General features: G+C 42.0%; 25 protein-coding genes and 3 pseudogenes. 27 read left to right on the top strand and 1 reads right to left on the bottom strand.

The features are described 5' to 3' along the window. The first annotated feature begins 4 nt into the window (after positions 1-4). Complete coding sequence (locus HMPREF2904_RS04260) at positions 5-967, top strand: diacylglycerol kinase family lipid kinase (protein ID WP_003006748.1); 963 nt, start codon at positions 5-7, stop codon at positions 965-967. Between the two features lie 76 nt (positions 968-1043). Beyond that, entirely contained in the window at positions 1044-3341 is a 2298-nt protein-coding gene (pulA, locus tag HMPREF2904_RS04265; protein WP_070660326.1) for a type I pullulanase, read from the top strand. Positions 3342-3395: 54 nt separating this feature from the next. Here pulA and HMPREF2904_RS04270 read toward each other — a convergent pair whose 3' ends face one another. Further along, on the bottom strand, positions 3396-5555 hold the full coding sequence (locus tag HMPREF2904_RS04270) for an LTA synthase family protein (RefSeq protein ID WP_049497311.1): 2160 nt from the start codon (positions 5553-5555) through the stop codon (positions 3396-3398). A 230-nt stretch (positions 5556-5785) separates the two neighbouring features. On the opposite strand from HMPREF2904_RS04270, the gene HMPREF2904_RS04275 reads away from it, so the two are divergent. The 25 genes and pseudogenes from HMPREF2904_RS04275 to HMPREF2904_RS11900 form a co-directional block, all read left to right on the top strand. Then, positions 5786-6949 carry a class I SAM-dependent rRNA methyltransferase gene (locus HMPREF2904_RS04275; protein ID WP_070660329.1) on the top strand — a complete coding sequence of 388 codons (1164 nt, stop codon included), beginning with the start codon at positions 5786-5788 and terminating at the stop codon, positions 6947-6949. Beyond that, positions 6946-7623: a type I 3-dehydroquinate dehydratase gene (aroD, locus tag HMPREF2904_RS04280; protein ID WP_070660332.1), complete on the top strand. Its 678-nt coding sequence runs from the start codon at positions 6946-6948 to the stop codon at positions 7621-7623. The genes HMPREF2904_RS04275 and aroD overlap by 4 nt, the downstream gene beginning before the upstream one ends. Beyond that, on the top strand, positions 7613-8485 hold the full coding sequence (aroE, locus tag HMPREF2904_RS04285; protein WP_070660335.1) for a shikimate dehydrogenase: 873 nt from the start codon (positions 7613-7615) through the stop codon (positions 8483-8485). Before aroD ends, aroE begins: the two co-directional genes overlap by 11 nt. A gap of 162 nt (positions 8486-8647) precedes the next feature. After that, a complete protein-coding gene (aroB, locus tag HMPREF2904_RS04290) occupies positions 8648-9721 on the top strand; it encodes a 3-dehydroquinate synthase (protein ID WP_070660337.1) in 1074 nt (357 codons plus the stop codon). Between the two features lie 6 nt (positions 9722-9727). Then, positions 9728-10894 carry a chorismate synthase gene (gene aroC, locus HMPREF2904_RS04295; protein ID WP_070660339.1) on the top strand — a complete coding sequence of 389 codons (1167 nt, stop codon included), beginning with the start codon at positions 9728-9730 and terminating at the stop codon, positions 10892-10894. A gap of 16 nt (positions 10895-10910) precedes the next feature. Continuing rightward, positions 10911-12017 (top strand): prephenate dehydrogenase, encoded by a 1107-nt coding sequence (locus HMPREF2904_RS04300; protein WP_070660341.1) that lies wholly within the window; start codon positions 10911-10913, stop codon positions 12015-12017. A 100-nt stretch (positions 12018-12117) separates the two neighbouring features. Then, positions 12118-12456 (top strand): YlbF/YmcA family competence regulator, encoded by a 339-nt coding sequence (locus HMPREF2904_RS04305; RefSeq protein ID WP_003014453.1) that lies wholly within the window; start codon positions 12118-12120, stop codon positions 12454-12456. 170 nt (positions 12457-12626) lie between these two features. Next, a complete protein-coding gene (aroA, locus tag HMPREF2904_RS04310) occupies positions 12627-13910 on the top strand; it encodes a 3-phosphoshikimate 1-carboxyvinyltransferase (protein WP_070660343.1) in 1284 nt (427 codons plus the stop codon). Next, positions 13903-14388: a shikimate kinase gene (locus tag HMPREF2904_RS04315; protein WP_070660346.1), complete on the top strand. Its 486-nt coding sequence runs from the start codon at positions 13903-13905 to the stop codon at positions 14386-14388. The genes aroA and HMPREF2904_RS04315 overlap by 8 nt, the downstream gene beginning before the upstream one ends. Then, positions 14379-15233 carry a prephenate dehydratase gene (gene pheA, locus HMPREF2904_RS04320; protein WP_070660347.1) on the top strand — a complete coding sequence of 285 codons (855 nt, stop codon included), beginning with the start codon at positions 14379-14381 and terminating at the stop codon, positions 15231-15233. Before HMPREF2904_RS04315 ends, pheA begins: the two co-directional genes overlap by 10 nt. After that, on the top strand, positions 15230-16543 hold the full coding sequence (locus tag HMPREF2904_RS04325; protein WP_070660348.1) for an LCP family protein: 1314 nt from the start codon (positions 15230-15232) through the stop codon (positions 16541-16543). The genes pheA and HMPREF2904_RS04325 overlap by 4 nt, the downstream gene beginning before the upstream one ends. 62 nt (positions 16544-16605) lie before the next feature. Then, the gene (gene rlmD / locus HMPREF2904_RS04330) at positions 16606-17976 is read left to right on the top strand and encodes a 23S rRNA (uracil(1939)-C(5))-methyltransferase RlmD (protein ID WP_070660349.1); all 1371 of its coding nucleotides are present in this window, start codon (positions 16606-16608) and stop codon (positions 17974-17976) included. Between the two features lie 435 nt (positions 17977-18411). Beyond that, complete coding sequence (locus tag HMPREF2904_RS04335) at positions 18412-18585, top strand: hypothetical protein (RefSeq protein WP_256263230.1); 174 nt, start codon at positions 18412-18414, stop codon at positions 18583-18585. Positions 18586-18587: 2 nt separating this feature from the next. Next, the gene (locus tag HMPREF2904_RS04340; RefSeq protein WP_070660351.1) at positions 18588-19079 is read left to right on the top strand and encodes a nucleotidyltransferase; all 492 of its coding nucleotides are present in this window, start codon (positions 18588-18590) and stop codon (positions 19077-19079) included. A 42-nt stretch (positions 19080-19121) separates the two neighbouring features. Continuing rightward, positions 19122-19214 (top strand): annotated as a pseudogene (locus HMPREF2904_RS12125) (CPBP family intramembrane glutamate endopeptidase); the annotation flags it as partial. After that, positions 19174-19338: pseudogene (locus HMPREF2904_RS12130) on the top strand (VOC family protein); the annotation flags it as partial. The pseudogenes HMPREF2904_RS12125 and HMPREF2904_RS12130, both read left to right, overlap by 41 nt. Positions 19339-19402: 64 nt before the next feature. Then, positions 19403-19717 carry a TfoX/Sxy family protein gene (locus tag HMPREF2904_RS04345; RefSeq protein ID WP_070660437.1) on the top strand — a complete coding sequence of 105 codons (315 nt, stop codon included), beginning with the start codon at positions 19403-19405 and terminating at the stop codon, positions 19715-19717. 142 nt (positions 19718-19859) lie between these two features. After that, positions 19860-20702: an AraC family transcriptional regulator gene (locus HMPREF2904_RS04350; RefSeq protein ID WP_070660352.1), complete on the top strand. Its 843-nt coding sequence runs from the start codon at positions 19860-19862 to the stop codon at positions 20700-20702. 430 nt (positions 20703-21132) lie between these two features. Next, entirely contained in the window at positions 21133-21561 is a 429-nt protein-coding gene (gene aac(6'), locus HMPREF2904_RS04355) for an aminoglycoside 6'-N-acetyltransferase (protein WP_070660355.1), read from the top strand. A gap of 120 nt (positions 21562-21681) precedes the next feature. Next, positions 21682-22560, top strand: a complete 879-nt coding sequence (locus tag HMPREF2904_RS04360; protein WP_070660358.1) for an aminoglycoside phosphotransferase family protein — start codon at positions 21682-21684, stop codon at positions 22558-22560. A 130-nt stretch (positions 22561-22690) separates the two neighbouring features. Continuing rightward, positions 22691-23467 (top strand): alpha/beta fold hydrolase, encoded by a 777-nt coding sequence (locus HMPREF2904_RS04365; RefSeq protein ID WP_070660361.1) that lies wholly within the window; start codon positions 22691-22693, stop codon positions 23465-23467. Between the two features lie 32 nt (positions 23468-23499). Next, positions 23500-24237: a DUF4336 domain-containing protein gene (locus HMPREF2904_RS04370; protein WP_070660364.1), complete on the top strand. Its 738-nt coding sequence runs from the start codon at positions 23500-23502 to the stop codon at positions 24235-24237. A 259-nt stretch (positions 24238-24496) separates the two neighbouring features. After that, positions 24497-24790, top strand: a complete 294-nt coding sequence (locus tag HMPREF2904_RS04375) for a type II toxin-antitoxin system RelB/ParD family antitoxin (protein WP_023917881.1) — start codon at positions 24497-24499, stop codon at positions 24788-24790. Then, on the top strand, positions 24783-25121 hold the full coding sequence (locus HMPREF2904_RS04380; protein WP_024054821.1) for a type II toxin-antitoxin system RelE/ParE family toxin: 339 nt from the start codon (positions 24783-24785) through the stop codon (positions 25119-25121). Before HMPREF2904_RS04375 ends, HMPREF2904_RS04380 begins: the two co-directional genes overlap by 8 nt. Before the next feature lie 14 nt (positions 25122-25135). Next, a pseudogene (locus HMPREF2904_RS11900) lies at positions 25136-25365 on the top strand (hypothetical protein); the annotation flags it as partial.

A 25365-nucleotide genomic window follows, 5' to 3' on the forward strand; every position in this document is an offset into this window, starting at 1 on the left:
CTTTATGGTAGAACGAATCAAAAAAGCCCGTTTAATTTATAATCCGACCTCTGGGCAAGAAATTATCAAGAAAAATATTGCGGAAGTCTTGGACGTACTTGAAGACGTGGGCTATGAAACCAGCGCTTATCAAACGACTCCAGAACCATTTTCTGCCCAAAATGAAGCAGAAAGAGCCGCTAAAGCAGGCTTTGATTTAATCATTGCCGCTGGTGGAGATGGTACGATTAACGAAGTGGTCAATGGGGTTGCAGGTCTGGAAAATCGTCCGCAGATGGCCTTCATCCCGACCGGTACCACCAACGACTATGCGCGTGCCTTGAAGATCCCGATGGGAGATCCTGTGGCGGCTGCTCGCATTATTGAAAAAAATCAAACCATTCAGATGGATATTGGTCGTGCCTATGGTAGCAAGTATTTCATCAATATTGCTGCAGCAGGAACCATGACAGAATTGACCTTCAGTGTTCCAAGCAGTGTTAAATCTCGCTTGGGTTACTTTGCCTATGTGGCTGAAGCAGCTAAAATGTTGCCACGAAACAAGGCTCGAAAGGTGCGGATTGAGCACGACAATGGTGTCTTTGAAGGGCCAGCGTCTATGATTTTTGTGGCTCTTACCAACTCCATTGCTGGTTTTGAAAGTGTCGCGCCAGATGCTAAGCTTGATGATGGGAACTTTACCTTGATTATCGTAAAAACTGCTAAGCTCTTTAACATGTTGTCCTTGATGATTCAAGCCATTAATGGGGGCAAACATGTGCACGATGAAAATGTAGAATATCTCAAGACCAAGAAGTTGACGATCGAAATGTTAGGAAAAAATGCTCAACCATTCCGCATCAATCTAGATGGGGAGTACGGAGGAGATACTCCAGTTGAATTGGAAGTCTTCCATAACCACTTGGAATTCTTTGCAAATATTGATGAAATCAACAACGATGCTTTGGTTCACCCATCTGAAGAATAAAAACAAATAGTTGAGCCATGTACGTGTTTTACGAGGAATGGTTCCTTCGGTATTAAATTGGAAATAGGAAAATGTTATGCGACAATACCATGTAAAGCTTCATTTTCATAAGCAAAAAGGAAATTATTTTGCCTATGATATGTGGCAGTGGCAGGATCAAGTAGAAGGAAAATCAGTCTCTTTCTCCAAGTTGGATTATTTTGGAGTAGAGGGAAATCTGGTATACGAGAGTGAGGATGCCTTGAACCGGGGCCATGTCCTGGTTAAAGAAGGGGATTGGCTCACCAAGACCCGTGATTTTGAAATCGAACTCTTACCAGAAGGGCATGTTCGAGAAGTGTGGATTCTCGATGGAGACGATACAGTCTATTATTCTTTGCAAGCTGCTTTGACGAGTCATGCATACAGCCATCGTCAGCCTCATGCCTACGATATGGCGATGCGCCCTAGAGAGTTTGATGCTAAATGGGCGTATCAAGGATGGCTCGGTCATCGGGAGGAAGAAGGGGAGCATTGCTTTAAACTATGGGCTCCTACTGCCAAGAAAGTTGAATTGTTGCTCTATCAATCTACAGACTTGGATGCGCCTATTTGGAAGAGCATGCCAATGACACGTGGCAAACAAGAGTCTAGCTACCACCCAGAGAATACCCATGGTGTTTGGATTTTAGATTTTCTTGGAAATTTAAGTGGTATGGCCTATCAATATCGTGTGCATTTTGAACACCATACTCAAGTGACGCGCGATCCTTATAGTATTGCAACGACAGCGGACGGGATGCGCTCTGCCATTCTTTCGAGGGCAGATCGTCAGTTTGATTGGGGTCCTAAAAAAGGCGCTGATGCGACTCCTTGGCGCTTGGACAATCCTGGTCAAGCAGTGATTTATGAGATGCACCTTCGAGATTTGACCAAGTCACCGACTTCAGGTGTGGACGAGTCTTTACGTGGGACCTATCTGGGGGCTTGCCAAGAAGGAACCGTCAATAGCCATGGTGATGCAACTGCCTTTGATTATATTCGTCAGTTAGGGGTTAATGTCGTGCAACTGCAGCCCATCTCTGATCGCTTTAAACAGTACGACGAAGAAGGCCAGGTGACCTATAATTGGGGCTACGACGTTCAGAATTATTCTGCACCAGAAACTAGCTTTTCAACGGATCCATCCAATCCGAAACAAACCATGAAAGAGCTCAAAACCATGATCCGGGCTTATCATGAGGCAGGAATTTCTGTGGTCATGGATGTGGTCTACAATCATATCTATTCGACTGAACATGGTCCTTTCCAAAATACAGTACCAGATTATTATTACCGGATGGAGCCAGATGGTCGCTTCCAAAATGGGACAGGTGTCGGCAATGAAACGGCTAGTGAGCATGAAATGTACCGCAAGTACATGATTGATTCCCTCACGCACTGGGTCAAGGAGTACCAGATCGATGGCTTCCGCTTTGATTTGATGGGGATTCACGATGTAAGGACGATGAATGCTATTCGGGAGGCAATGGACGCTCTGGATCCTCGGATTCTTCTTTACGGAGAAGGTTGGGACATGGGAACAGGTCTCGCACCAGAGGACAAGGCTAAGAAAGACAATGCAGCGCAATTGCCACGAATTGGTTTCTTTAATGATACGGAGCGCGATGCCATTAAAGGGGCTGAGGTTTATGGTTCCATCAAACGTGGATTTGTCAGCCGAAAATCGACGGAGAATATCGTTGCGCGTGCTGTTCTAGGTAGTGCAGAGCTTGGCAATTATTTAAGTCCCAATCAGGTCTTGAATTATGTGGAGGCTCATGATAATTATAATCTCTATGACTTGCTTCAGACCCTTCATCCGAATGAAGAAGTAGCAGGATTGGTCAAGCGCTCAGAGTTGGCTACGGCCATGAATCTGCTCTTTCAGGGCATGGCCTTTATGCAATTGGGTCAAGAGTTTATGCGGACCAAATTGGTAGCGACAGGTCCTGATGGAGAAATCACACCTTTGGATCGTGAACGGGCCATGAATTCCTACAATGCTCCAGATTTTGTGAATCAGGTCAATTGGGATCTGGTCAGTCAGAACAAGGAATCAATTGCCTATATCCGAAGCTTAATCGCCTTGAAGACAAGTCTTCCTTTCTTAGCGCTTGAAAGCTATGATAAAATCTACCAACAAATCTTTATTCAATCTGCAACTGATACCAGTGGTCTTGTCATCTATGAACTTACAGGAAACAAGAAGTACTTGGTCATCTTCAACGCCAGCGGACTTCCATATTACCTCCAAAATTCAAATAAATTGAAATTGATGGTTGGGAATAGTCGTCATAAACGACCATTCTACGTGGAGAATTTAACAGCTTCTGTTTTTGAAGTCCTAGACTAAGTTCTTTTTAAAGAAATCGTAAAATCCCTGAGTTTTTAAACTCAGGGATTCTTTTTATTTAGAAGAACTGCTACTGGTCTCTGTTGAGGAAGAACTATCGTCTTCTGGGTGCAATTCTTTATAAGTTGGTGCCTTGAAGAGATCAACGGTAGACTGGTTGCCACGTTGGTTATAAAGGCTGGTTGATTTGTCACCTTTTTCCTTTTCAATCTTCTTCAATGCCTTGAAGGAATTGGTGTAGGAATAATCTTCTGGATTGACTTTTCCAAGATCATTGCCCTTGAAGAAGCGAAGGAGGTCACCGGTCTGGATGCTATCGCTAATCTTCAATTGCAGGTTAGCAGCTTCCCTAATCTTGTCCAGTTCTTCCTTGGTTTTTTCGTCTGGGTTCGTGATTTCCTCACCTGTTTTGGTGTAATAGGTCCGGCCACTATAGCTCGTATACTCTGGAGTAACAAAGTAGTTAGCAGAACGGAAGGCGACGATTTGATCATGTTCTGGTGAGAGCATATCTTGACCAACTTGGAGGAATTTGTTGGATTCAATACCTAGCAAATGTTCCAAGGTTGGGAGCATATCGATTTCGCCACCATAGGTATCAATGATGCCACCCTTATCCATACCTGGAATAACTACCATATAAGGTACGCGTTGCAACATGGCGTTGTCATAGCTTGACCACGTTTCAGAGTTCTTTCCAAGTAGAGGAGCAAGAGCTGGGTTACGAGAGTTTGAAATTCCGTAGTGATCCCCATAGAGAACGATGATGGAATTTTTGTAAAGACCAGATTCTTTCAGGTAATCAAAGAAGGCTTTGATCGAAGAATCTAGGTAGTTAGCGGTCGCAAAATAGCCATTGATGGTTTCGTCCTGTGTCTTAGCTAGAGGGAAGCCAAGATCATCTCCTGACAAGCTGGTCGTATAAGGATAGTGGTTGGAAACCGTAATGAACTTCGTATAGAAAGGTTGTTGCAATCTTTCTAGGTATTTGATGGAATCCTTGAGCATGTATTTGTCATTAAGACCATACTGGAAGGAATTGCTGCTGTTTTGTTTGGTGAAGTAGCTGGCATCAAAGAAGTAATTGTAGCCCCATTGTTTATAGGCGGTATTTCGATTCCAGAAACTTCCAGCATTTCCGTGGAAAACAGCGCTCGAGTTGTAACCATTTTTTGAAAGAATAAATGGTGCAGCCTGTTGAGTATTGGTTCCACCATAGTTCACCATAAAGGAACCTTGGTTGAGCCCAAAGAGCCCAGTTTCAATCATGGTCTCAGCATCAGACGTTTTCCCTGCCTTGACTTGGTTAAAAACATTTGAAAAGGCAAAGGTTTCCTTCGAGTGGTAAAGTGAATTTAAGAAAGGTGTTACTTCATATTCTTTATCATCTACTTTCAACTTGTAATCGATCAAGAATTGTTGGAAACTTTCCAAGTGAATGTAGATGACGTTACGGCCTTTGGCCATTCCAAAGTACTCAGGATTAGGCTTGGCGTAATGCTGTTGGATATATTCTTCCACCGGTTTTAGATCTGCTTCAGAGGCTTTGGAACGTTCTTTGTTAGCAGCATAGGTCTGATTAGCGCTATAACCTAGAAAGGCTGGTAAGCCTAGGGCACGAACGACATAGTAGTTTGAGAACCCACGAGTCAAGAGCTCAGGTCGGTCAATTTCTGCGAGGAAAAGGTTGGCCGAAAAGAGCATGGCCGATAAAGAGGTAACCGCAAAACTAGCTCGTTTATTGAAGGGACGATTGTCCATTCGAATCCATTTCTTAAAGAAGAAGAAAGCGAGAATAGGGAAATCTAGAATGTAGATCACATCCCAAGGGCGGAACAATTCTAAAGCAGCAGCTCCGAGGCCGGCAGAAACCTTGCTAGAAGCCAACATGGTATTGACCGTTACGAAGTCTGTAAACTCTCGATAATAGATGGAGTTGGAAATCAACCAAATAAATAAGAGAAGGTAGATCCCAAAGGCCAAACTATAAAAGAGCTTGGTTCGTTTGATATAGAGTGCTAGACCGATGAAGAGCAGACTGATCGGCAATGGGTTGATCACTGCTAGAAAAATCTGATAGGGTCCTTGAATGTCTAAGTTAAAATCAACTGAATAAGCCCACATGGTTTTGAACCAGTAGAGCAACAGAAGGGTCAAGACAAATCCTAGTCTGGTACTCATGAAATTGAGTATCGAATTCGTAATTTTTTTCACAAAATGTTACTTCCTTGTCTTATTTCCTAAAAATTTTCATATACAAGTATACCACAATTTTATGGAGAAAGAAAAAAATGACTGTAAAGGAGAGGAAAGAAATAGGAAAGATCAGGTATATGAAATCGTAAAAAGCTAAAGGATGAGAGCTTAAATAAAATAGCAAAAAAAGTTCTAGTAAATAAAGCCTCCCTTTGTGAAAACTGCAGACTTTTGCTATAATAGAGGGTATGAAAAAACTCACAGTCAGTCGCCAAGTCGCAACAAAAATTAAACAAGGACAATCTCTTCTTGAAAAGCAAGATTTTGATTCACTTCCTGCTTTGGATCAAGCGGTTCAATTGCTTTCAGGAGATGGACAATCCCTCGGGGTCGGATACTTATCTGAACAAAATAAAGGGATTGGATGGTTTGTTTCGCAAGAGTTGGTCGCTTTTGATCAAGACTTTTTTAAAAAGTTTTTCATCAAGGGCAAGCAATACCGTCGTTCTTATTATGCGGATGAAACGACGACAGCCTTTCGTCTTTTTAACCAAGAGGGAGATGGTTTTGGTGGCTTCACGGTTGACTTGTATGGTGAGTTTGTTGTCTTTTCTTGGTACAATCCCTTCGTATTTCAGATCAAGGAAACCATTCTAGCGGCCTTTCAAGAGGCTTTTCCAGAAGTCCGAGGTGGCTATGAAAAGATTCGCTTTAAAGGCTTGGACTATGAATCAGCTCATGTCTATGGAGAAGAAGCTCCGCAAGAATTTTTGATTCTTGAAAATGGAGTTTCTTACCAGGTCTTTCTCAATGATGGTTTGATGACGGGGATCTTTTTGGATCAGCATGAAGTTCGAGGTAGCTTGGTAGAGGGCTTAGCAGCTGGCAAGTCCTTGCTCAATATGTTCTCCTATACGGCGGCCTTCTCTGTTGCTGCAGCAATGGGTGGAGCAGTTGAGACAACATCGGTCGATCTGGCTAAGAGAAGTAGAGAATTATCAGAAGCGCATTTTGTGGCAAATGGCTTGGCGCTGGATGCTCATCGTTTTGTCGTGATGGATGTCTTTGACTATTACAAATATGCCAAACGCCATGACCTAAGCTATGATGTGATCGTGCTCGATCCGCCTAGCTTTGCGCGGAATAAAAAACGGACATTTTCAGTCGCTAAAGATTACCATCGGTTGGTCAGCGAGGCTCTTGAGATTTTAAATCCAGGTGGGACCTTGATTCTCAGTACCAATGCGGCAAATGTGACCAAAGAAAAATTTAAAAAACAAATCGAAAAGGGATTTCAAGGCCGTAAGCATCGCTATGTAGCGGAATACGGACTTCCGGGAGATTTTCGATGGAACAAGAAAGAAGAAAGTAGTAATTACTTAAAAGTATTTACGATTAGGGTGGATGTATGAAGTTAGTTGTTTCGATTATGCCTCGCTCCTTAGAAGAGGCGCAACAACTAGATGGTTCGCGTTACGAGGATGCAGATGTTATTGAGTGGCGTGCGGACTTTTTAGAAAAAAGCGAGATCTTAACCGTTGCTCCAGCAGTATTTGAAAAATTTGCTGGACGCGAGATTTTATTCACCTTGCGGACTCGAGCTGAAGGTGGGGAGATGGAGCTGACTAATGAAGAATATGTTGGGATCCTAAAAGATATTCAATCTATCTATCATCCGGATTATATCGATTTCGAGTTTTATAGTCACCGTGAAGTCTTTGAAGAGATGTTGGAATTTTCAAATCTTGTTCTCAGCTACCATAATTTCCAAGAAACTCCGGAAAATATGATGGAGATCTTATCGGAATTGACCAGCTTTTCTCCAAAATTAGTCAAGGTATCCGTTATGGCCCACAATGAACAAGATGTCCTTGATTTGATGAATTATACGCGTGGTTTCAAGACGCTGAATCCTGAGCAAGAGTATGTAACCATTTCCATGGGCAAGGTCGGGAAAATTTCACGTTTGACAGCTGATTTGACAGGCTCTTCCTGGTCTTATGCTAGAGTCGGAGATGAAAGTGCTCCAGGTCAAATCCCTCTTGAAAATATGAGAAGAATTCGGGAGTTATTGAATGAAGATTGACGGATATACTCGGATGGTAGCGGTCATTGCCCATCCCATTCGTCATAGTATCTCTCCTTTCATCCATAATCTAGCCTATGAATTAACAGCGACCAATGCTGCTTATCTAGCTTGGGATATTGCTGAAGAAGACTTAGAAAGCACCATCAGCCAAATTCGTAAGTTGGATATGATTGGGGCCAATATCTCCATGCCCTACAAGCAGAAGGTCTTTCCTTACTTAGATGAAGTGGATGAGATGGCCCGAAAGATCGGTTCTGTCAATACTATTGTTCACCGCGATGGTAAGCTTAAAGGCTATAATACGGATGGGATTGGTTTCTTTCGTAGTTTACCTCCTGCTTTCTCTATTGAGGGAAAAACAATGGTTCTCTTAGGTGCAGGTGGTGCAGCTTTAGCGATTATTGCACAGGCGATTCATCTAGGTGTGAAACGTATCCTTGTCTTTGTGAGAGAGGAAAGATTGGTTCATTATCGTTCAATAGTTCAGTTGATTGAAGATGGCTTTGATTTCTTGATAGAATTGTATGCGATTGAGAAAGATGAAGAAGTTCAAAACTCTTTTAATCAAGCCGATCTCATCTTAAATGCCACTGGTGTTGGGATGGATGGTCAGTCTCTTCCGATAGCGAGTCACTTGACCTTTCCCCCACAGGCCTTAATCGTAGAGATGGCTTACTATCCGGCAGTGACCCCCTTTCTGCAATTAGCAGTGAATCAAGGAAACCAGAGGGTAAATGGGCTGGGAATGCTCTTTTATCAAGCTGAAGCTGCCTTTGAATTAATGACTGGGAAAGTATTTCCTACAGAGTCTGTATGGGAAGCATTGACAACAGAATATCGCCAATTTGTATGTGACTAAGAGAGGGTTTTACCTTTTCCTATTGAAAAAGCTTTATGAGATTAGAACAGGAACTGATTTTTTAAAAAACAGTCTTGCTCTAGTCTCTTTTTCATTTTGATTGAGACATGTGCCCTATTTCATGATAAGATAGAATCAAAGAAAAACGTGAAGGAGATTCCTATGAACGTATCGGTACCTATTCCAGGACATTCCTATGATATTGTGATTGAAAGAGGTGGTCTCAACCAGGTTGGAGACTGGTTGCGCACTCTTTGGGGCGATAAAAAAGTCGCCATTATTTCCGATAACCGCGTGGCTAAGCTATATGCCTCTATCGTAGAGAAGAGCCTTGAGAAAGCTGGTTTTCAAATGGTGCGCTTTGAGTTTCTTCAAGGAGAAGCCAGTAAGAATCTAACCACTGTTTCAAAAGTCTATGACTTTCTAGCTACCCAGGGCATGACGCGCAGTGATGGAATCGTTGCTCTTGGGGGTGGCGTAGTTGGTGATTTGGCTGGTTTTGCTGCCTCGACCTATATGCGGGGAATTTCCTTTGTTCAGATCCCGACTAGCTTGACCGCACAGGTGGATTCTTCTATCGGTGGAAAGACGGGAGTCAACACAGCACTTGCTAAAAACATGGTAGGGACCTTTGCTCAACCAGATGGTGTGTTTATTGATCCTGAAGTGTTGAGCACCTTGGGGCAACGTGAATTGATCGAGGGGATGGGCGAAGTCATCAAGTACGGCCTCATCCAAGATACTGAACTTTGGGAAGAATTGGAATCCATGGATGGTTCCATCGAGAGTATTTTAGAGCATGCAGAGAGCATCATTTCTCATTCTTGCCTGGTGAAGCGAGACCATGTTGTAGCAGATGAGCTGGACAATGGCATTCGACTGTATCTCAATTTTGGGCATACCATTGGGCATGCCATTGAAGCGACAGCTGGTTATGGGCAGGTTATGCATGGAGAAGCTGTCAGTATGGGCATGGTGCAGCTGTCACGAGTTGCAGAAGAAAAGGGTTTGATGCCAAAGGGAATCACTCAAAAAATCGAAGAAATGTGCCGGAAATTTGGCCTTCCGGTTACCTATGAGAACTGGGATAAAGAAGCCCTTTATCAAGCCTTGACCCATGACAAAAAAGCGCGTGGGACGAACTTGAAATTAGTAATTGTTCCAGAGTTGGGGCAAGCAGCGATTCATCAAATCCCTCTTCAAGAAATGAAGGACTTTTTAGAAAGAAAGGAATAAGGTCGTATGAGATATTTAACAGCAGGAGAGTCCCATGGACCTCGACTAACAGCCATCATCGAGGGGATTCCGGCAGGCCTTCCTTTATCTGAAGAGGATATTAATAAAGAGCTCAAACGTCGACAAGGTGGCTATGGTCGTGGTGCTCGGATGAAAATCGAGAGTGACCGTGTCGAGATCACATCAGGGGTCCGTCATGGCTTGACCATGGGAGGTCCGATTACTCTGAACGTGACCAATCTGGATCACCAAAAATGGCTAGAGATCATGAATGTAGCACCGGTCGAAGAGAAAAAGAAAAATCTGCGTAAGATCACCAAGCCACGTCCTGGTCATGCCGATCTAGTCGGAGGGATCAAATACCGTTTCGATGATCTCCGTAATTCCTTAGAGCGTTCTTCTGCCCGTGAGACAACCATGCGTGTAGCCGTTGGTGCTGTTGCTAAACGGATTTTAGAAGAGATCAGCGTTGAAGTAGCCAGCCACATTGTTAATTTTGGGGGAATCGAGATTGCAATTCCCGAGAATCTAACCGTTTCAGAAATCAAGGAAAAGGCAGGTCAGTCGGAAGTTTCGATCGTTGTGCCAGAACAAGAAGAAGGCGTTAAGGCCTACATTGACCAAGTGAAAAAAGATGGCGATACCATCGGGGGAATTGTGGAAACCTTGGTTGGTGGTGTGCCTGTAGGACTAGGATCTTATGTGCAATGGGACAAGAAATTGGATGCCAAAATCGCTCAAGGAGTGGTCTCTATCAATGCCTTTAAGGGAGTTGAGTTTGGCCTTGGTTTTGACGCAGGTCGCCTAAAAGGTAGTCAAGTCATGGATGAAATCATCTGGTCTCAGGACACCGGTTATACCCGTCGCACCAATAATCTTGGTGGTTTTGAAGGGGGCATGACCAATGGTGAGCCCATTCTGGTTCGTGGCGTCATGAAGCCTATTCCGACCCTCTACAAACCTTTGATGAGTGTGGATATTGAAACCCATGAGCCCTATAAGGCAACGGTTGAGCGCAGCGACCCAACGGCTTTGCCAGCTGCAGGAGTGGTAATGGAAGCAGTGGTCGCAACGGTCCTTGCTACAGAAGTGCTTGAAAAATTCTCATCCGATAACTTGGAAGAATTGAAAGAAGCTGTTGCTAAGCACCGGGACTTTACGAAGAATTTTTAAGAGAAAGAGTTTTCCTTTGGAGAAGAAAGTTGTATATATTGCAGGCTTGGGCTTGATTGGTGCTTCACTCGCTCTAGGCATTAAGAGAGCCCACCCAAACGTGACGATTCTTGGTTACAATCGTAGTGAAGCCTCTCGAACCATCGCCCTTGAAAGAGGAATGGTGGATCAGGTGACGGATGATTTCGCAGCCTTTGCCCCTTTAGCAGATATCATTATTTTGGCCCTTCCCATCAAGCAAACCAAGTCTTACTTAGAAACCTTAGCTAGCTTGCATTTGAAAGACCGGGTACTGGTGACAGATGCAGGCTCTACCAAGGCAGAAATTGTCGCACAAGCTGAAAAAGTGTTTACAGATAAGGATGTACGCTTTGTGGGAGGACACCCCATGGCTGGTAGTCATAAGACAGGTGCTGCAGCAGCAGATGCAACCTTATTTGAAAATGCCTATTATATTTTTACCCCTTCCAGCTTGACGACAGGGGGTGCCATGGAAGAGTTGAAAGAGCTTCTGAGTGGATTGGGATCTCGCTTTATTGAAATCGATGCCGAGGAACACGATCGAGTGACTTCCCAGATCAGCCATTTTCCTCATATTTTAGCCTCAACTCTGGTCGAGCAGGCCGTAGCTTATGGGGAAGAGCATGAAATGACCCGCCGTTTTGCGGCTGGTGGCTTTCGGGATATGACACGGATTGCGGAAAGTGAGCCAGGCATGTGGACTTCTATTCTCTTGTCCAACCCTCAAGCGATATTAGAGCGGATTGCAGATTTCAAAGACCGTTTGGATCAGGTGGCTGAGACCATTCAAGCAGATAACGCAGAGGCCCTTTGGTCCTTTTTCCATGAGGGGCGCAAGCACCGAAAAGAAATGCAGATCCATCAGCGTGCTGGACGCGATAGTGCCTATGATCTCTTTATCGATGTCCCAGATCAGGAAGGTGTGATTCTCGAAATATTACAACTTCTACAAGGGATTTCCTTAGTCAATATTCACATCAATGAAGAGAATCGTGAAGATATCCACGGGAATTTGCAGCTGACCTTTAAAAATGCAGAGGATCAAGAGCGGGCTCAAACATTGATCAGCCAGGCGACGTCTTATACCGTCCTTGCTCGCTAGGTCTACAGAAGGATTTGCATCAAAAGGCCTGCTTCATTTTAGGAATATTGAAGGAAAAACAGTGTAATAGAAGTATCTTATCAGTAAAGGAGCCTAGAAAATGGCAAATATTTATGATGTAGCAAATGAACTCTCTCGGACCCTTCGAGATCTTCCTGAATACAAGGCTGTCGTAGAAAGCAAGCAAGCGATCGAAGCAAATCCAGAAGCGAAAACACTGTTTGACGAATACGTCGCTTTCCAAAATCAACTGCAAGGCTTGATGCAATCCGGTCAACTTCCAACAGAAGCTGTGCAACAAGAAATGAAGGACTATATGGAAAAAATCCAAGCAAGTCCGATTGTGAATGAATTTTTCACCAAACAACAACAATTGTCTATTTATCTTGCAGATCTTGAAAAGATCATCTTTGAGCCGATTCAAGATTTATACAAATAAGAATGCTACCAGAGTTGTGAATTCACTCTGGTATTTTCGTTCGCCACTAGATCAAAAGAAGCTCAAAAAATGCTTGTAAACATTCGTTTTTTGTTCCAAATTTTTGATCAAAAATTGAATTCATGTCCTATTTATGATAGAATATGTGGAAAAGCACTCTGGAGATGGCAATGAAATTAAAAACCAATAGCAAGGGTCTAAAGGGCACCATTCGTGTCTCTGGTGACAAATCGATTAGTCATCGCTCCATTATTTTTGGAAGTCTTGCAAAGGGCGAAACCAAGGTCTATGATATCTTGCGAGGCGAAGATGTGCTTTCTACCATCCAGGTGTTTCGAGACTTGGGAGTTTCTATCCAAGATGATGGGGATGTGATTCGGATCCAAGGGGTAGGCTTTCAAGGCCTTCAAGCTCCGTCAGCTCCCCTTGATATGGGCAATTCAGGGACTTCTATTCGTTTGATATCAGGTGTCCTAGCAGGTCAGGATTTTGCAGTGACCATGGTTGGAGACGATAGTCTTTCCAAACGCCCCATGGATCGTGTGGCGATCCCACTGCGTCAGATGGGAGTAGAGATTGCTGGTCAGGGAGAGCGCGATTGCCCACCTTTACATGAAAAAGGAACCCATCAGCTCCAACCGATTCATTACCGTTTGCCAGTGGCATCGGCCCAAGTCAAGTCTGCCCTCATTTTTGCGGCTTTACAGGCTGAGGGTGAATCGACGATTATCGAGAAGGAAAAGACTCGTGACCATACGGAGGATATGATTCGCCAATTTGGCGGAGAGATCCAGGTGGACGGAAAAACCATCCGCATCCAAGGTGGACAAGTGTTCCAAGGTCAAGAAGTCATCATTCCTGGAGATATTTCCAGTGCAGCCTTTTGGTTAGTGGCTGGCCTCATTCTGTCAGATAGTGTGATCAAGATTGAAAATGTGGGCATCAACCAAACGCGGACAGGGATTCTCGATGTGATTCAAGAAATGGGGGGAGATCTTACCATGGAGGATCGCGATGAAAAAGCAGTCTCTGCAAGTCTCACTGTTAAGACTTCGTCCTTAAAAGGGATTCGGATTGATGGGGAGTTGATTCCACGCTTGATTGATGAATTGCCGATTATTGCTTTACTAGCGACACAAGCAAATGGTCAGACCGTGATTGCAGATGCTGAGGAGCTTCGTGTGAAAGAAACGGACCGCATCCAGGTCGTAGCAGATAGTCTCAATGCTATGGGAGCCAATGTCGTGCCAACGGAAGACGGCATGATCATCACTGGACCGACACCTCTACATGGAGCTGACTTAGAGACCTTTGGAGATCACCGGATTGGGATGATGGCTGCCATTGCTGCCTTATTAGTGAGTGAAGGAAATGTGATGCTGGATCGGGCAGAGGCCATTAACACCAGTTACCCTAGTTTTTTTGAAGATTTGGAGACCTTACTGCATGGCTAAAATTTTACTTGGTTTTATGGGAACTGGGAAAACGACTGTTGGTCGCATTCTTGATCCAAAATTCCATGATATGGATGAATTAATTGTTAAAGAGATCGGCATGTCGATCAATGATTATTTCGCAGTGGAAGGAGAAGCTGCCTTTCGTCGCCGCGAGGCTGAAATGTTAGAGCGTTTATTGGAAAATGAAGCGGCCATCATTTCTCCTGGAGGCGGGATTATCGTCAACCCTCATAACCGTGCACTCTTGGAAAAAAATCCTCACAACATATATCTGCGGGTAGATTTTGAAACCTTGTACAGACGCATTCAAAATGACAAAGCCATGCAACGCCCCCTCTTTCTAAACCACACAAAAGAAGAATTCAAGAAGATTTTTGATGGTCGTTTGCCTTTGTATGAAGCGATTGCTACCCATATTGTGGATGTTGAGGACAAAACACCTGAAGAAATTGCGGAGATCATTCGATGCTTGTAGGCTATCTTGGTCCTAAGGGATCTTTTACCCATGATGTGGCCACTCATAGCTTTCCGACTTCTGAACGCATCGCCTATCGGACGATCACAGATGTCATTAAGGCCTATGAGAATCAAGAAATTGATTTTGCAGTCGTCCCAGTTGAAAACTCGATTGAAGGCAGTGTCCATGAGACCCTTGATTACCTCTTTCATCAAGGGACCATCCAGGCCGTTGCAGAAGTGGTCTATCCCATCAAGCAACAGCTCTTGGTGGCTAAAAAAGATCGCCCCATTCGAACGGTCTATTCGCATCCACAGGCCTTGGCCCAAGGGAAGGCTTTTCTAAGGGCCCATTATCCAGATGCGGCTATGGAAATGACGGCTTCAACAGCCTATGCGGCTCGCTATGTGGCAGAGCATCCAGACTTGGAAATTGCAGCGATTGCCCCTCTGGCAGCAGCCAGTGAGTATGGCTTGGAAGTCCAGGCCAAAGACATCCAAGAAATCGAGGACAATTATACACGTTTTTGGATTTTAGGAGCCAAAGAGCCAGCGATCTCAGAAACTTTAAGTCCGGGACTGCAAAAAGTTAGCTTGGCCTTGACCTTACCAAGTAACCTGGCAGGAGCCCTCTATAAAGGCTTGTCTACTTTTGCTTGGCGGGGGATCAATTTAACCAAGATTGAAAGTCGCCCCCTAAAAACAGCTTTAGGAGAATACTTTTTCATTATTGACCTCCTGAATGAAGCGCCTGATCTTCTGCAGTTTGCCTATCTAGAATTAGACAGTTTGGGTATTCAGACAAAAGTCTTGGGTCAGTATCAGGTCTATACTTTAAAAGATAACGGAATGGAGAAAAGATGAGTAACGAATCCAACTTTCTATCTCACCATGAGCGAAAGCGATTAGAGTACTTATACTCAAATTTTCATTATTTGAATGAACGAGAACAACTAGAATACAATTACCTGCTCAAGAAGAGCCAAGGAGCTTATGAAGAAGCAGAAGCCCTTCAACCTGAGGTAGAAGCTACAGAAGAAGTGCAAGGTGAGATTGCTGAACCAATTGGGGATCTCCCTGTTTACCAATCACGTAGCAAAAAGTCTAAGAAGAAAGCAGTTGCTGCGACGAGCGATATACCTAAGAAACCACGGAAAAAGATCCGCGTCAAGCGGATCCTCAAGTGGCTTGCTCTCTTTTTCTTGCTCATTATCGGTGGCATGGTCTTCATGTTTGTGAAAGGCCTGAACAGCAAGCCGACAGGTCCAGATGCTAAACCAGCTGTCGTCGAGAAATTTAACGGCAAGAAGTCGCGAGATGGGGTCAATATCCTGATCTTGGGGACAGATGGTCGGATCGGTGAGAAGTCAGATGAGACACGGACAGACTCCATCATGGTGGTCAATGTCAATAACAAAGAAGGCAAGATCAAGATGGTCAGCTTCATGCGGGATACATTGGTCCATATCGATGGTGTCAGCCAGCAAAATATTCCTGAATATGATGGCTACTACGACCAGAAGCTCAATACTGCCTTCACCATCGGGGAGCAAAATAACAACCAAGGGGCTGAATTGGTGCGTCAGATGCTCAAGGACAATTTTGACATTGACATCCAATATTACGCCATGGTCGATTTCAAGACCTTTGCGACAGCAATCGATACTCTTTTCCCAAATGGGGTCGAGATGAATGCGCAGTTTTCAACGGTTGATGGTGAAAAGGTCAGTGAAGTAGAAGTTCCAGACGATTTGAACATGAAAGACGGTGTCGTTCCGCAGCAAACCATCAAGGTTGGAAAACAACGGATGGATGGCCGGACCCTTCTCAATTACTCGCGTTTCCGTAAGGACGATGAAGGGGACTTTGGGCGGACCCGTCGCCAACAAGAAGTCATGTCCGCTATCATGCATCAGATCAAGGATCCAACCAAACTCTTTACGGGTTCTGAAGCACTTGGGAAAGTCTTTGCCATGACGTCTACCAATGTTCCTTTCTCCTTCCTATTGACCAATGGACTTGGACTAGTCGGAAGTGCTGGAAAAGGAATTGAACGAGTGACCATCCCAGAAAATGGGGATTGGGTCGATGCCTACGATATGTACGGTGGCCAAGGATTGCTGGTCGATTTTGATGCTTATAAAAAGAAATTGTACCAAATGGGACTGAGATGATATAATAAGGGGATAGGAGTTTTGGACTCCACCCCTTTTAATTTGTAGAAAGATAGAAAACGATGTTAAAGAAAAATGAAATTGTAACGGTTGAAATTGTCGATTTGACCCACGAAGGAGCAGGAGTGGCTAAGGTCGATGGCCTGGTCTTTTTTGTGGAGAATGCCCTGCCAGGAGAAGTCATCCGCATGCGCGTGCTCAAGGTCAACAAGAAGATCGGCTACGGAAAAGTAGAGGAGTACTTAGAAAAATCCCCGCACCGCAATGAAGAGCTAGACCTGGCTTACTTGCGAAGCGGCATTGCTGACTTGGGGCACCTAGCTTATCCGGAGCAGCTGAAATTCAAGGCCAAACAGGTTAAGGATAGTCTCTACAAGATGGCAGGTATCTCCGATATCGAAGTGCCCCTGACCTTGGGGATGGACCATCCTGTCCAGTATCGCAACAAGGCCCAGGTCCCTGTCCGTCGTGTCAATGGTCAGATAGAGACAGGCTTCTTTCGCAAGAACTCTCATGATTTGATGCCGATTGAAGATTTCTATATCCAAGATCCAGTCATTGACCAAGTGGTCTTGGCACTTCGGGATTTGATTCGTCGGTTTGACCTCAAGCCTTATGATGAAAAGGAACAATCTGGCTTGATTCGCAATCTGGTGGTCCGCCGAGGTCACCATTCAGGAGAAATTATGGTCATTTTGGTGACCACTCGTCCCAAGGTTTTCCGTGTCGACCAGTTGATCGAGCAGTTGATCAAGCAATTTTCAGCCATCAAATCCGTTATGCAAAATATCAATGACCAGAATACCAATGCCATTTTTGGGAAAGAATGGCGGGTTCTCTATGGTCAAGACTTTATCACAGACCAAATGTTGGGCAATGATTTCCAAATCTCTGGACCAGCTTTTTACCAGGTCAATACTGAAATGGCAGAGAAACTCTATCAAACAGCTATTGACTTTGCGGAGCTAAGTGAAGATGATGTGGTCATCGATGCCTACTCAGGAATAGGGACTATTGGCTTATCAGTCGCTAAACATGTCAAGGTAGTCTACGGGGTGGAAGTTATCCCAGAAGCAGTAGAAAATAGCCAGAAGAATGCTAGCTTAAACGGTATCACCAATGCCCACTATGTATGTGACACAGCTGAAAATGCTATGAAGAATTGGCTCAAGGAAGGCATCCAACCAACTGCTATCCTAGTCGACCCACCACGCAAGGGCTTGACCGAAAGCTTTATCAAAGCAAGTGCCCAAACAGGCGCTGACCGCATTGCCTATATCTCCTGTAACGTCGCCACCATGGCGCGTGATATCAAACTCTACCAAGAGTTGGGCTATGAATTGAAGAAAGTACAGCCGGTGGATCTTTTTCCGCAGACGCATCATGTTGAGGCAGTATCACTACTTGTACGAGCTGAGGCATCAGCGAAGTAGAAGTAGATGATCTGCCCATGCGATAGGACTCGTAGAATGAGGAGGGGGACCGACGAAATGATACGGTAAGTCCGAACTGCCGAGTGTGTAAGCTTGTTGGTAAAACGAAGATAATCCACAAAAGGTTCACCCAAATCTTTTGAGTCCCGCAAACACACCATGTTGAGGCAGTATCACTGCTTGTACGAGCCGAGGCATCAGCGAAGTAGAAACAGATGTTTTGCCCATGGGATAGCTGTCGTAGAGTAAGGAGTTTACGACGAAATGATACGGTAAGTCCGAACCGCCGAGTGTGTGAGCTTGTTAGTGAAACGCAATTAATCCTCAAAAGGTTCACCCAAACCTTTTGAGTCCACAAACGCACCATGTTGAGTGTGTAAGCTTGTTAGTAAAATGTGGATAATCGTTCAAAAATCAGAAGGACTAGAGATGTATATGTTGGAATTATATCAAATTCCTTCTTATAAAGATCTAGTCGCACTTGGGTCCTTAAAAGAAGGAAAAGAATTTGTATCCAAAATAACTGGATATACTCTAGAAAATGAAGATGATTTTGTTCAAGGTAATAAAGTAGAAATAACGAACATTTATATGAAAGTTTTTGAGTAAACATGAGTCTCTTATTTGAAGAATTTAAAACCATTTGTTTCCATTTAAACCGATTCGGAATTACACCGACACTGATGGGGTCTTTGGGATTGGAGTTTAGAACGAAAGAAAATTGGGGGCCGTCTGACATTGACATTCATGTTCCTGGTGACCCTAGAGGTTGGGAAGCACCTGATCATCTCAGAATTTATGACTGGGACAAGATAATGAAAGTGATGAAAGACATAGGCTATGTCTTAATAGATATTCATGAGCATGAATTCAAAAAGGATCGAGTGAGTGTTGAATTTGGAAGTATCGATTCCTTACCTGATTTTGCAGGAGTTTCGGAATCGGATATAGAGCTTATTCACATTGAAGGCATCACTTTTCGTCTTCCAAGTCTGGAGCAGTATCTAAGTATTTACAAAGCTTCTTCTCAAGACTCCTATCGTAATGATCACAATAACAATAAGGATTTTAAAAAGATCGAGTGGCTGGAAAGACATTTGTAAATTATCATATGAAAAGTAGTAAGTTGTAAGACTGGCTGCTATGTTATTTTTATTATCATTTTTGTTGTTTATTTAGTTTATACAATATTGGCGAGTAATAGAATTAGTAAGAAAAAGCAGGTGGAAAAATTGTAAAAGATCTACAGGAACTTTTCTGTGGTGGTATCACTCGTATTTTTCGGATTTAGATGGATACTATTGGGAAGTTTCATGGGGACCGAATTTTCAATTTGATGAAAATGGATTGCTGAAATTTTGAGGATAAATAGGGAAATAGTATGCCATAAAGTAAGGTATATTTGATTTTGAAGGAGGTAATCATGGTGAATGAATTTAATGAATTAGTTCGTGAGATTTTTTCCGCAGCAGGTGATATTGTCATAAGATCCATGATGGGCGGATACCTTATATATTTTAACGGTAAGCTGATAGGTGACATTTGCGATAATGAACTATTTTTAAAGAGAACGCCGACATCGGACAAACTTCTTGCAGACTCAGAATTGCGTTATCCGTATGAGGGTTCAAAGACATTGATGTATGCATTCGACAGATTTGAGGATATGGATTTGATTACTGAACTACTGAAAGGTATGTATGCGGAACTGCCAGAAAAGAAACCCAAGAAAGCTAAATGAGACAAACAAGCTTCAGTTTGTTGAACTTAGCAAGGTATAAGTTTCTATGAGATGAAGCCTATAAAATTTGTACGGATACTGTAGGGTAAGAAAATAAGTCTTCCTCTATACTAAAATAAACCGAAAGAAAGGAGGGATTGAAATGAATATTATCAAGTCATTTAACAATACGATTGATTATCTTGAAACAGTTCTTGATGATGAGATTGACGAAAAGAAAGTAACTCAGCTATCCGGATACTCTTATTCTATGTTCAGCCGCTTGTTCTCTATTCTAACCGAAACAACGCTTTCAGAATATTTAAGAAGCAGAAGATTGACGGAAGCAGCCGTTATATTAAGAAATACGGATGAAAAAATTATTGATGTTGCTTTCAAATTTGGATATGAGTCATCAGATTCATTTGGAACAGCTTTTAAAAATTTTCATGGCTTTACTCCTTCTGAGGTAAGAAATGGAAAACCATTCAAATTAGTATCACGAGTGCAGTTAGCACTAAGTGTAAGAGGAGGAAGAAGCATGAACATTACAATTCAAAAGAAACAAGCATTTACAGTTGCAGGGGTAAATGAACAAAGCATCAATTCATCATTATGTCCGAGTGTATGGAATAAGCTATATAAAAAATATAGCCACGATGAACTTGCAAGTTTGGGAAGCAATCAAAGTATGGGCGTTTGCCATGATGTGGAAAATCCAAGCACAATAAATTATATGGCTGGTTATATCGTTAATGATGTAGATAAAGCCACAAGTATGGGCTTAGATGTTTTGGAAGTGGAAGAAGCAGAGTATGCAGTTGTAGAATTAGTAGGAAGTGTTCCGGAGTGCATTCATAACGGGTGGAAATATGCGATGGAAGTATTCTTCCCTGAGCATGGCTATATTCATTCAGAAAAACCTGACTTTGAATATTACTATGAAGGTGATATGCACAGCAAAGACTATAAAATGGAACTTTGGATTCCGATAACTAAAGCTTAAAAAACAGCTTGTCGAGCTGGAAAATTCCAGTTTGCCGAGGTAATACCATTTAACGATAACCTTATGTTATCATTAAAAAGTTTATAGAACAGACAAGACTACCTGGCATAATTAGTGTTCACTCGTTCCATGTTGAGGCGGTATCACTGCTTGTAGGAGCTGAGGCTTCAGCGAATTAGAAGTAGATATTCTGCCCATGGGACAAGGTGAGACCGAAGGTCGAGAAGGTGCCCTGGGGTATAGGACTCGTAGAATGAGGGGGAAACCGACGAAATGATACGGTAAGTCCGAACCGCTGAGTGCGTGGCTCTGCTCTTCCGATCTGAGACAGTCGAAAAGTAGAAGGGGATGGTATTGGTATCAATCAATGAGTAACAAAGTAACAGCATGATTCGAAACATTTGCTTGTAATTTGCGGAGGAACATCAATATGGATGGAATAACAAAAGATTCTATAAAAACGGCTGAACTAATGAAACAATTATGGCCCCAATTGACAGATAAAGAAGCTATTGATGAAGTAAAAAAATATACGAATGGCAAAAATACTGCAATCTTTACAGAAGTTAAAGGTGACACAATTGTAGGGTTAGCACTATGTTCACTCAGATTTGATTATGTTGAAGGTTGTAAATATAGTCCTGTTGGATTCTTAGAAGGGATTATTGTCGACGAGGAATATCGTTTAAAGGATATTGCTAAAAATCTCTGTACAAAATGTGAGGAATGGGCGAAAAATAAAGGATGTAAGGAATTTGCAAGTGACTGTACTTTAACGAATACGGATTCTATAAGATTTCATCTCAATATTGGATTTCAGGAGGCAAATAGAATTATTCACTTTAAGAAGACATTATAATTTCAGAACGTGGTCAAAATTTATGTATCTTTAGGAAGTGTGAAAGAATGGACGGACTACGAATTACTTTTCATTAGTTAAGAATATAGTAATGTTGTAAAGTTAATCGAGGAGTTATTGGTGGATTTTAGTAGTATGATAGCCATAAATAAAGGCTGGTCAGATGATAAAAAATATTGTGTGACAGATCAAAAACAGCAAAAATATTTCTTGCGTGTTTCTGATAAGGAGAAGTTAGATTCTAAAAAATTTGAATTTGATATGATGGAGAAAGTAGCTTCTCTTGGAGTTCCGATGTGTAAACCGATTAGCATAGAACTCTGTGGTGACGAAGTGTATTCTTTACACGAATGGATTGACGGAAAAGATGCTCGAGAAACCATTTTAACTGTTTCGAAAGAACAACAATACACATACGGTGTAGAAGCAGGAAGAATCCTTCAAAAAATTCATTCACTCTCTGTTACAGAAGTTCGTGAAGATTGGGAGGTCTTTTATAATCGAAAAATTGATGACAAAATCTCCAAATACAAAGAATGTCCCGTTCAATATGAAAATGGTCAGATCTTTATTGATTTTTTAAATGCAAATCGAGAATTGTTAAAAGATAGACCTCAGGTTTTCCAACATGGAGATTATCATATAGGAAATTTCATGATTGGTGAAGATCGTAAAATTTATGTCATTGATTTTGATCGCTTTGACGTCGGGGATCCTTGGGAGGAATTCAATCGTATTGTATGGTCTGCTCAAGTTTCTCCCTCTTTTGCGTCTGGTATGATAGATGGATATTTTGATCATAAGGTTCCGGATTTATTTTGGAAGCTTCTCGCTATCTATATTCTAAATAACCTAGTTGGTGCTCTTCCATGGGCTGTACCATACGGAGCTGAAGAAATATCAGTAATGCAACATCAAGCTAAGGAAATTTTAGAATGGTATGATGATATGAAGAAAATCATTCCTAGTTGGTACTTGAACAAGAAGAAGACTGAATAATGTAAACGTTGGAATATCAATTTGGGAAATATGCCACAATTATTTGCTCAAATTCAAACACATCTAACTATTTTTAATACAAATGATTTTTATCACTACAGGTTGGAGTGGTACAGTAAGGAGTTTAAATATGAAATTCCATGAATTTGGGGATAAGAATTTGCCTCCTATCTTGCTGATACATGGCGGTGGCAGTTCTTGGTGGAATTATCTTCGTCAAGCACGGATCTTATCAAAAGACTACCGTGTTATTTTACCTACTTTGAATGGTCACGGTGAAGAATATCACATCGATTATGTTTCTACTGAAGATTCTGCTTTGGAGATTCTAGACTATATCAAAGCAAACTGTGGTGGGAAATTGTTAGCAATCGGTGGTGTTTCACTGGGTGGTCAAATTGCCATGGAGCTTTTGTCTTTAGACAGTGAAATTGCTGAGAAGGCCATCATAGACGGAAGCCTCTGTATTCCTCAACCAAGGTTAGCTAAAATCAGCATCTTTCTAGTATCCCTATTTGGTAAACTGATGTTCAGTAAATTCTCTTGCAAACTCCAGTTAAGCATGATGGACAAACTCTATCCTAAACTGGCTTATCCAGAGGAGATAAAAGCTTATTATTTGGAGGATCTTCCAAGGACGCCTATCAAAACATTGGTGACTATTTACAAAACCTATATGGGGCGTTACAAGCTCAAGGATACGATTTCTGCTAGTAAGGCGCAGGTTCTGTATATCTATGGTGAAAAAGAATTGAACTGTGTGAAAGCATCGGCGAAATTATTTCAGCAGCTACATCCCAACACGATCTTGTTTGAAGCAAAGGGTTATAATCATGGCTTTTTGTCGGCTTACCTGCCCCAAGAGTGGATTAAGTTGGTTGTCCCATTTTTGGAGAATAACGATTGATTATACTTTATTAATTTAGAAAGCAGAGTTTCATGAAAGTCAGAAAATATAGTCCCCTCAATTCCTTAAAAAAGATAGCAGATAATCTATGGATTGTGGATGGGGAAGAAGTACTGATGGATTTTAAATTCTTCAAAGTGCCTTTTTCAACTAGAATGACAGTTATCCGTCTACAGAACGGTGGTCTTTGGGTGCATTCACCGACTAAGCCTAATGACAATTTACTTTTTGAAATCAAGCGATTAGGTGAGGTAAAACACCTTATTGCACCCAATGTCTTACATTATAGTTATATAGATGAATGGCATCAACTATTTCCTGAAGCAAAAGTTTGGCTAGCTAGTGGTGTTCAAAAGCGTGCCAGAAAATCGGGAATGAGTTTGGATTATGGTCAGGAATTAAGCAAGGCCAATTGGAACGAAGAAATTTGTTTTACAACATTTGAGGGAAGTTTTTATGTAAAAGAGGTTGTTTTTTTCCATAATGAAAGTTCAACTCTGATTTTAACGGATCTTATTGAAAACATAGAAACTGAGAATGTATCGATTTTTGAAAAGCTACTGTTTAAAATAGGCGATAATCACTATCCAAATGGTAAAACACCAAGAGATTTAAGAATGACTTTTTTATTTAGTAAAAAACAGGCATTGAAGAGTTATCGTATAGTAAAGAAATGGGAACCTAAGAATATTATTATTTCTCATGGACCGTGTATACTTGGACAAGCAAAAGAAATGCTAAACCAAGCGTTCTCTTGGCTAGAAAAATAGGAATTTACTATAAAGAAATTAATAAAATATATCTAATATAATTGACTACAATTACTTGGAGTTGTCAAATTAAGATGTGGAATCTACTTAAATTGTTGATTCTAGGAGGTATCAGATGACACGAGAGAAAGAATATAGATTAGCTATCGGTATCTCTTAATTAGATTTAGTGAAAGAAGAATCCATTTTTTACTTGATTCCCCTCTCTATCTTATGGTAGTATGTATATACAAATTGTATGTACAAAGGAGAGGTAGAAATGGCAAACACGAAAGCAGTGAATTTTCGAGCAGATGCGATGTTTTACCAAAAAACAAAAGAGGTGCTTGCGGATAAAAAAATTTCTGTGTCAGATGTCCTAAATGCAGTACTTCGAAAAATTGCTAATGGGACTGTGGATCCAGAAGAATTTGTTTCGAGTGATTTGCAGGACAAACAGTATCAGGTAGCCTTTGAAGATTTGAAGAAGGAGATTTTAGTTGGGCACCAGGAAATCGCTCAAGGAAAAGTTACTTCTGTAGCCGATGTGAGAAAGGAATTTGGTCTTGACTAAGTTGAAACGTTATCAGGTCTTTCTTTCAGATCGTGCTAAGCAGGACTTGCGTGACATTCACGACTATATTCTTGTGAATTTTTATAGCCAGCAAGCTGCAGATGGCAAAGTCGATTTGCTATTGAGCGCTCTTGAGACCCTAGAACTCTTTCCAGAAGCCTGTCCTCTGGTATCAAGCCGGGGCTATGGTGAGATGACGAATGATGGAAAACCCTATCGTTATATGCCAATAGAGAACTATCTTACATTTTATTATATTGAGAAGCATAGGGTGTATGTTGCTCGTATCCTTAGTGCAAAGCAGGATTGGGTCAAGATTTTTTATAAGTAGGATGCGGAACCTCCATGTTAAAATCAAATAAGCTAATCATTTTTTTAATTTCTCTCCCCTTTCTGATGGTCATTGTTTTCTATTCTCTTAGTGAGCATCCTGGATATAGTGATGATGGGAATTTCGTCAGAAATCATGAGACTGCTATTAAGCGTGAGATCATCGCAAACTTAGCCCGGGAAAAGCAGGACATAGAATCTGTTACCTTATTGCCAAATACTGCTAGAGGAGAGTATGATAATGG

The organism is Streptococcus sp. HMSC072G04 (assembly GCF_001813295.1).
GTDB lineage: Bacteria > Bacillota > Bacilli > Lactobacillales > Streptococcaceae > Streptococcus.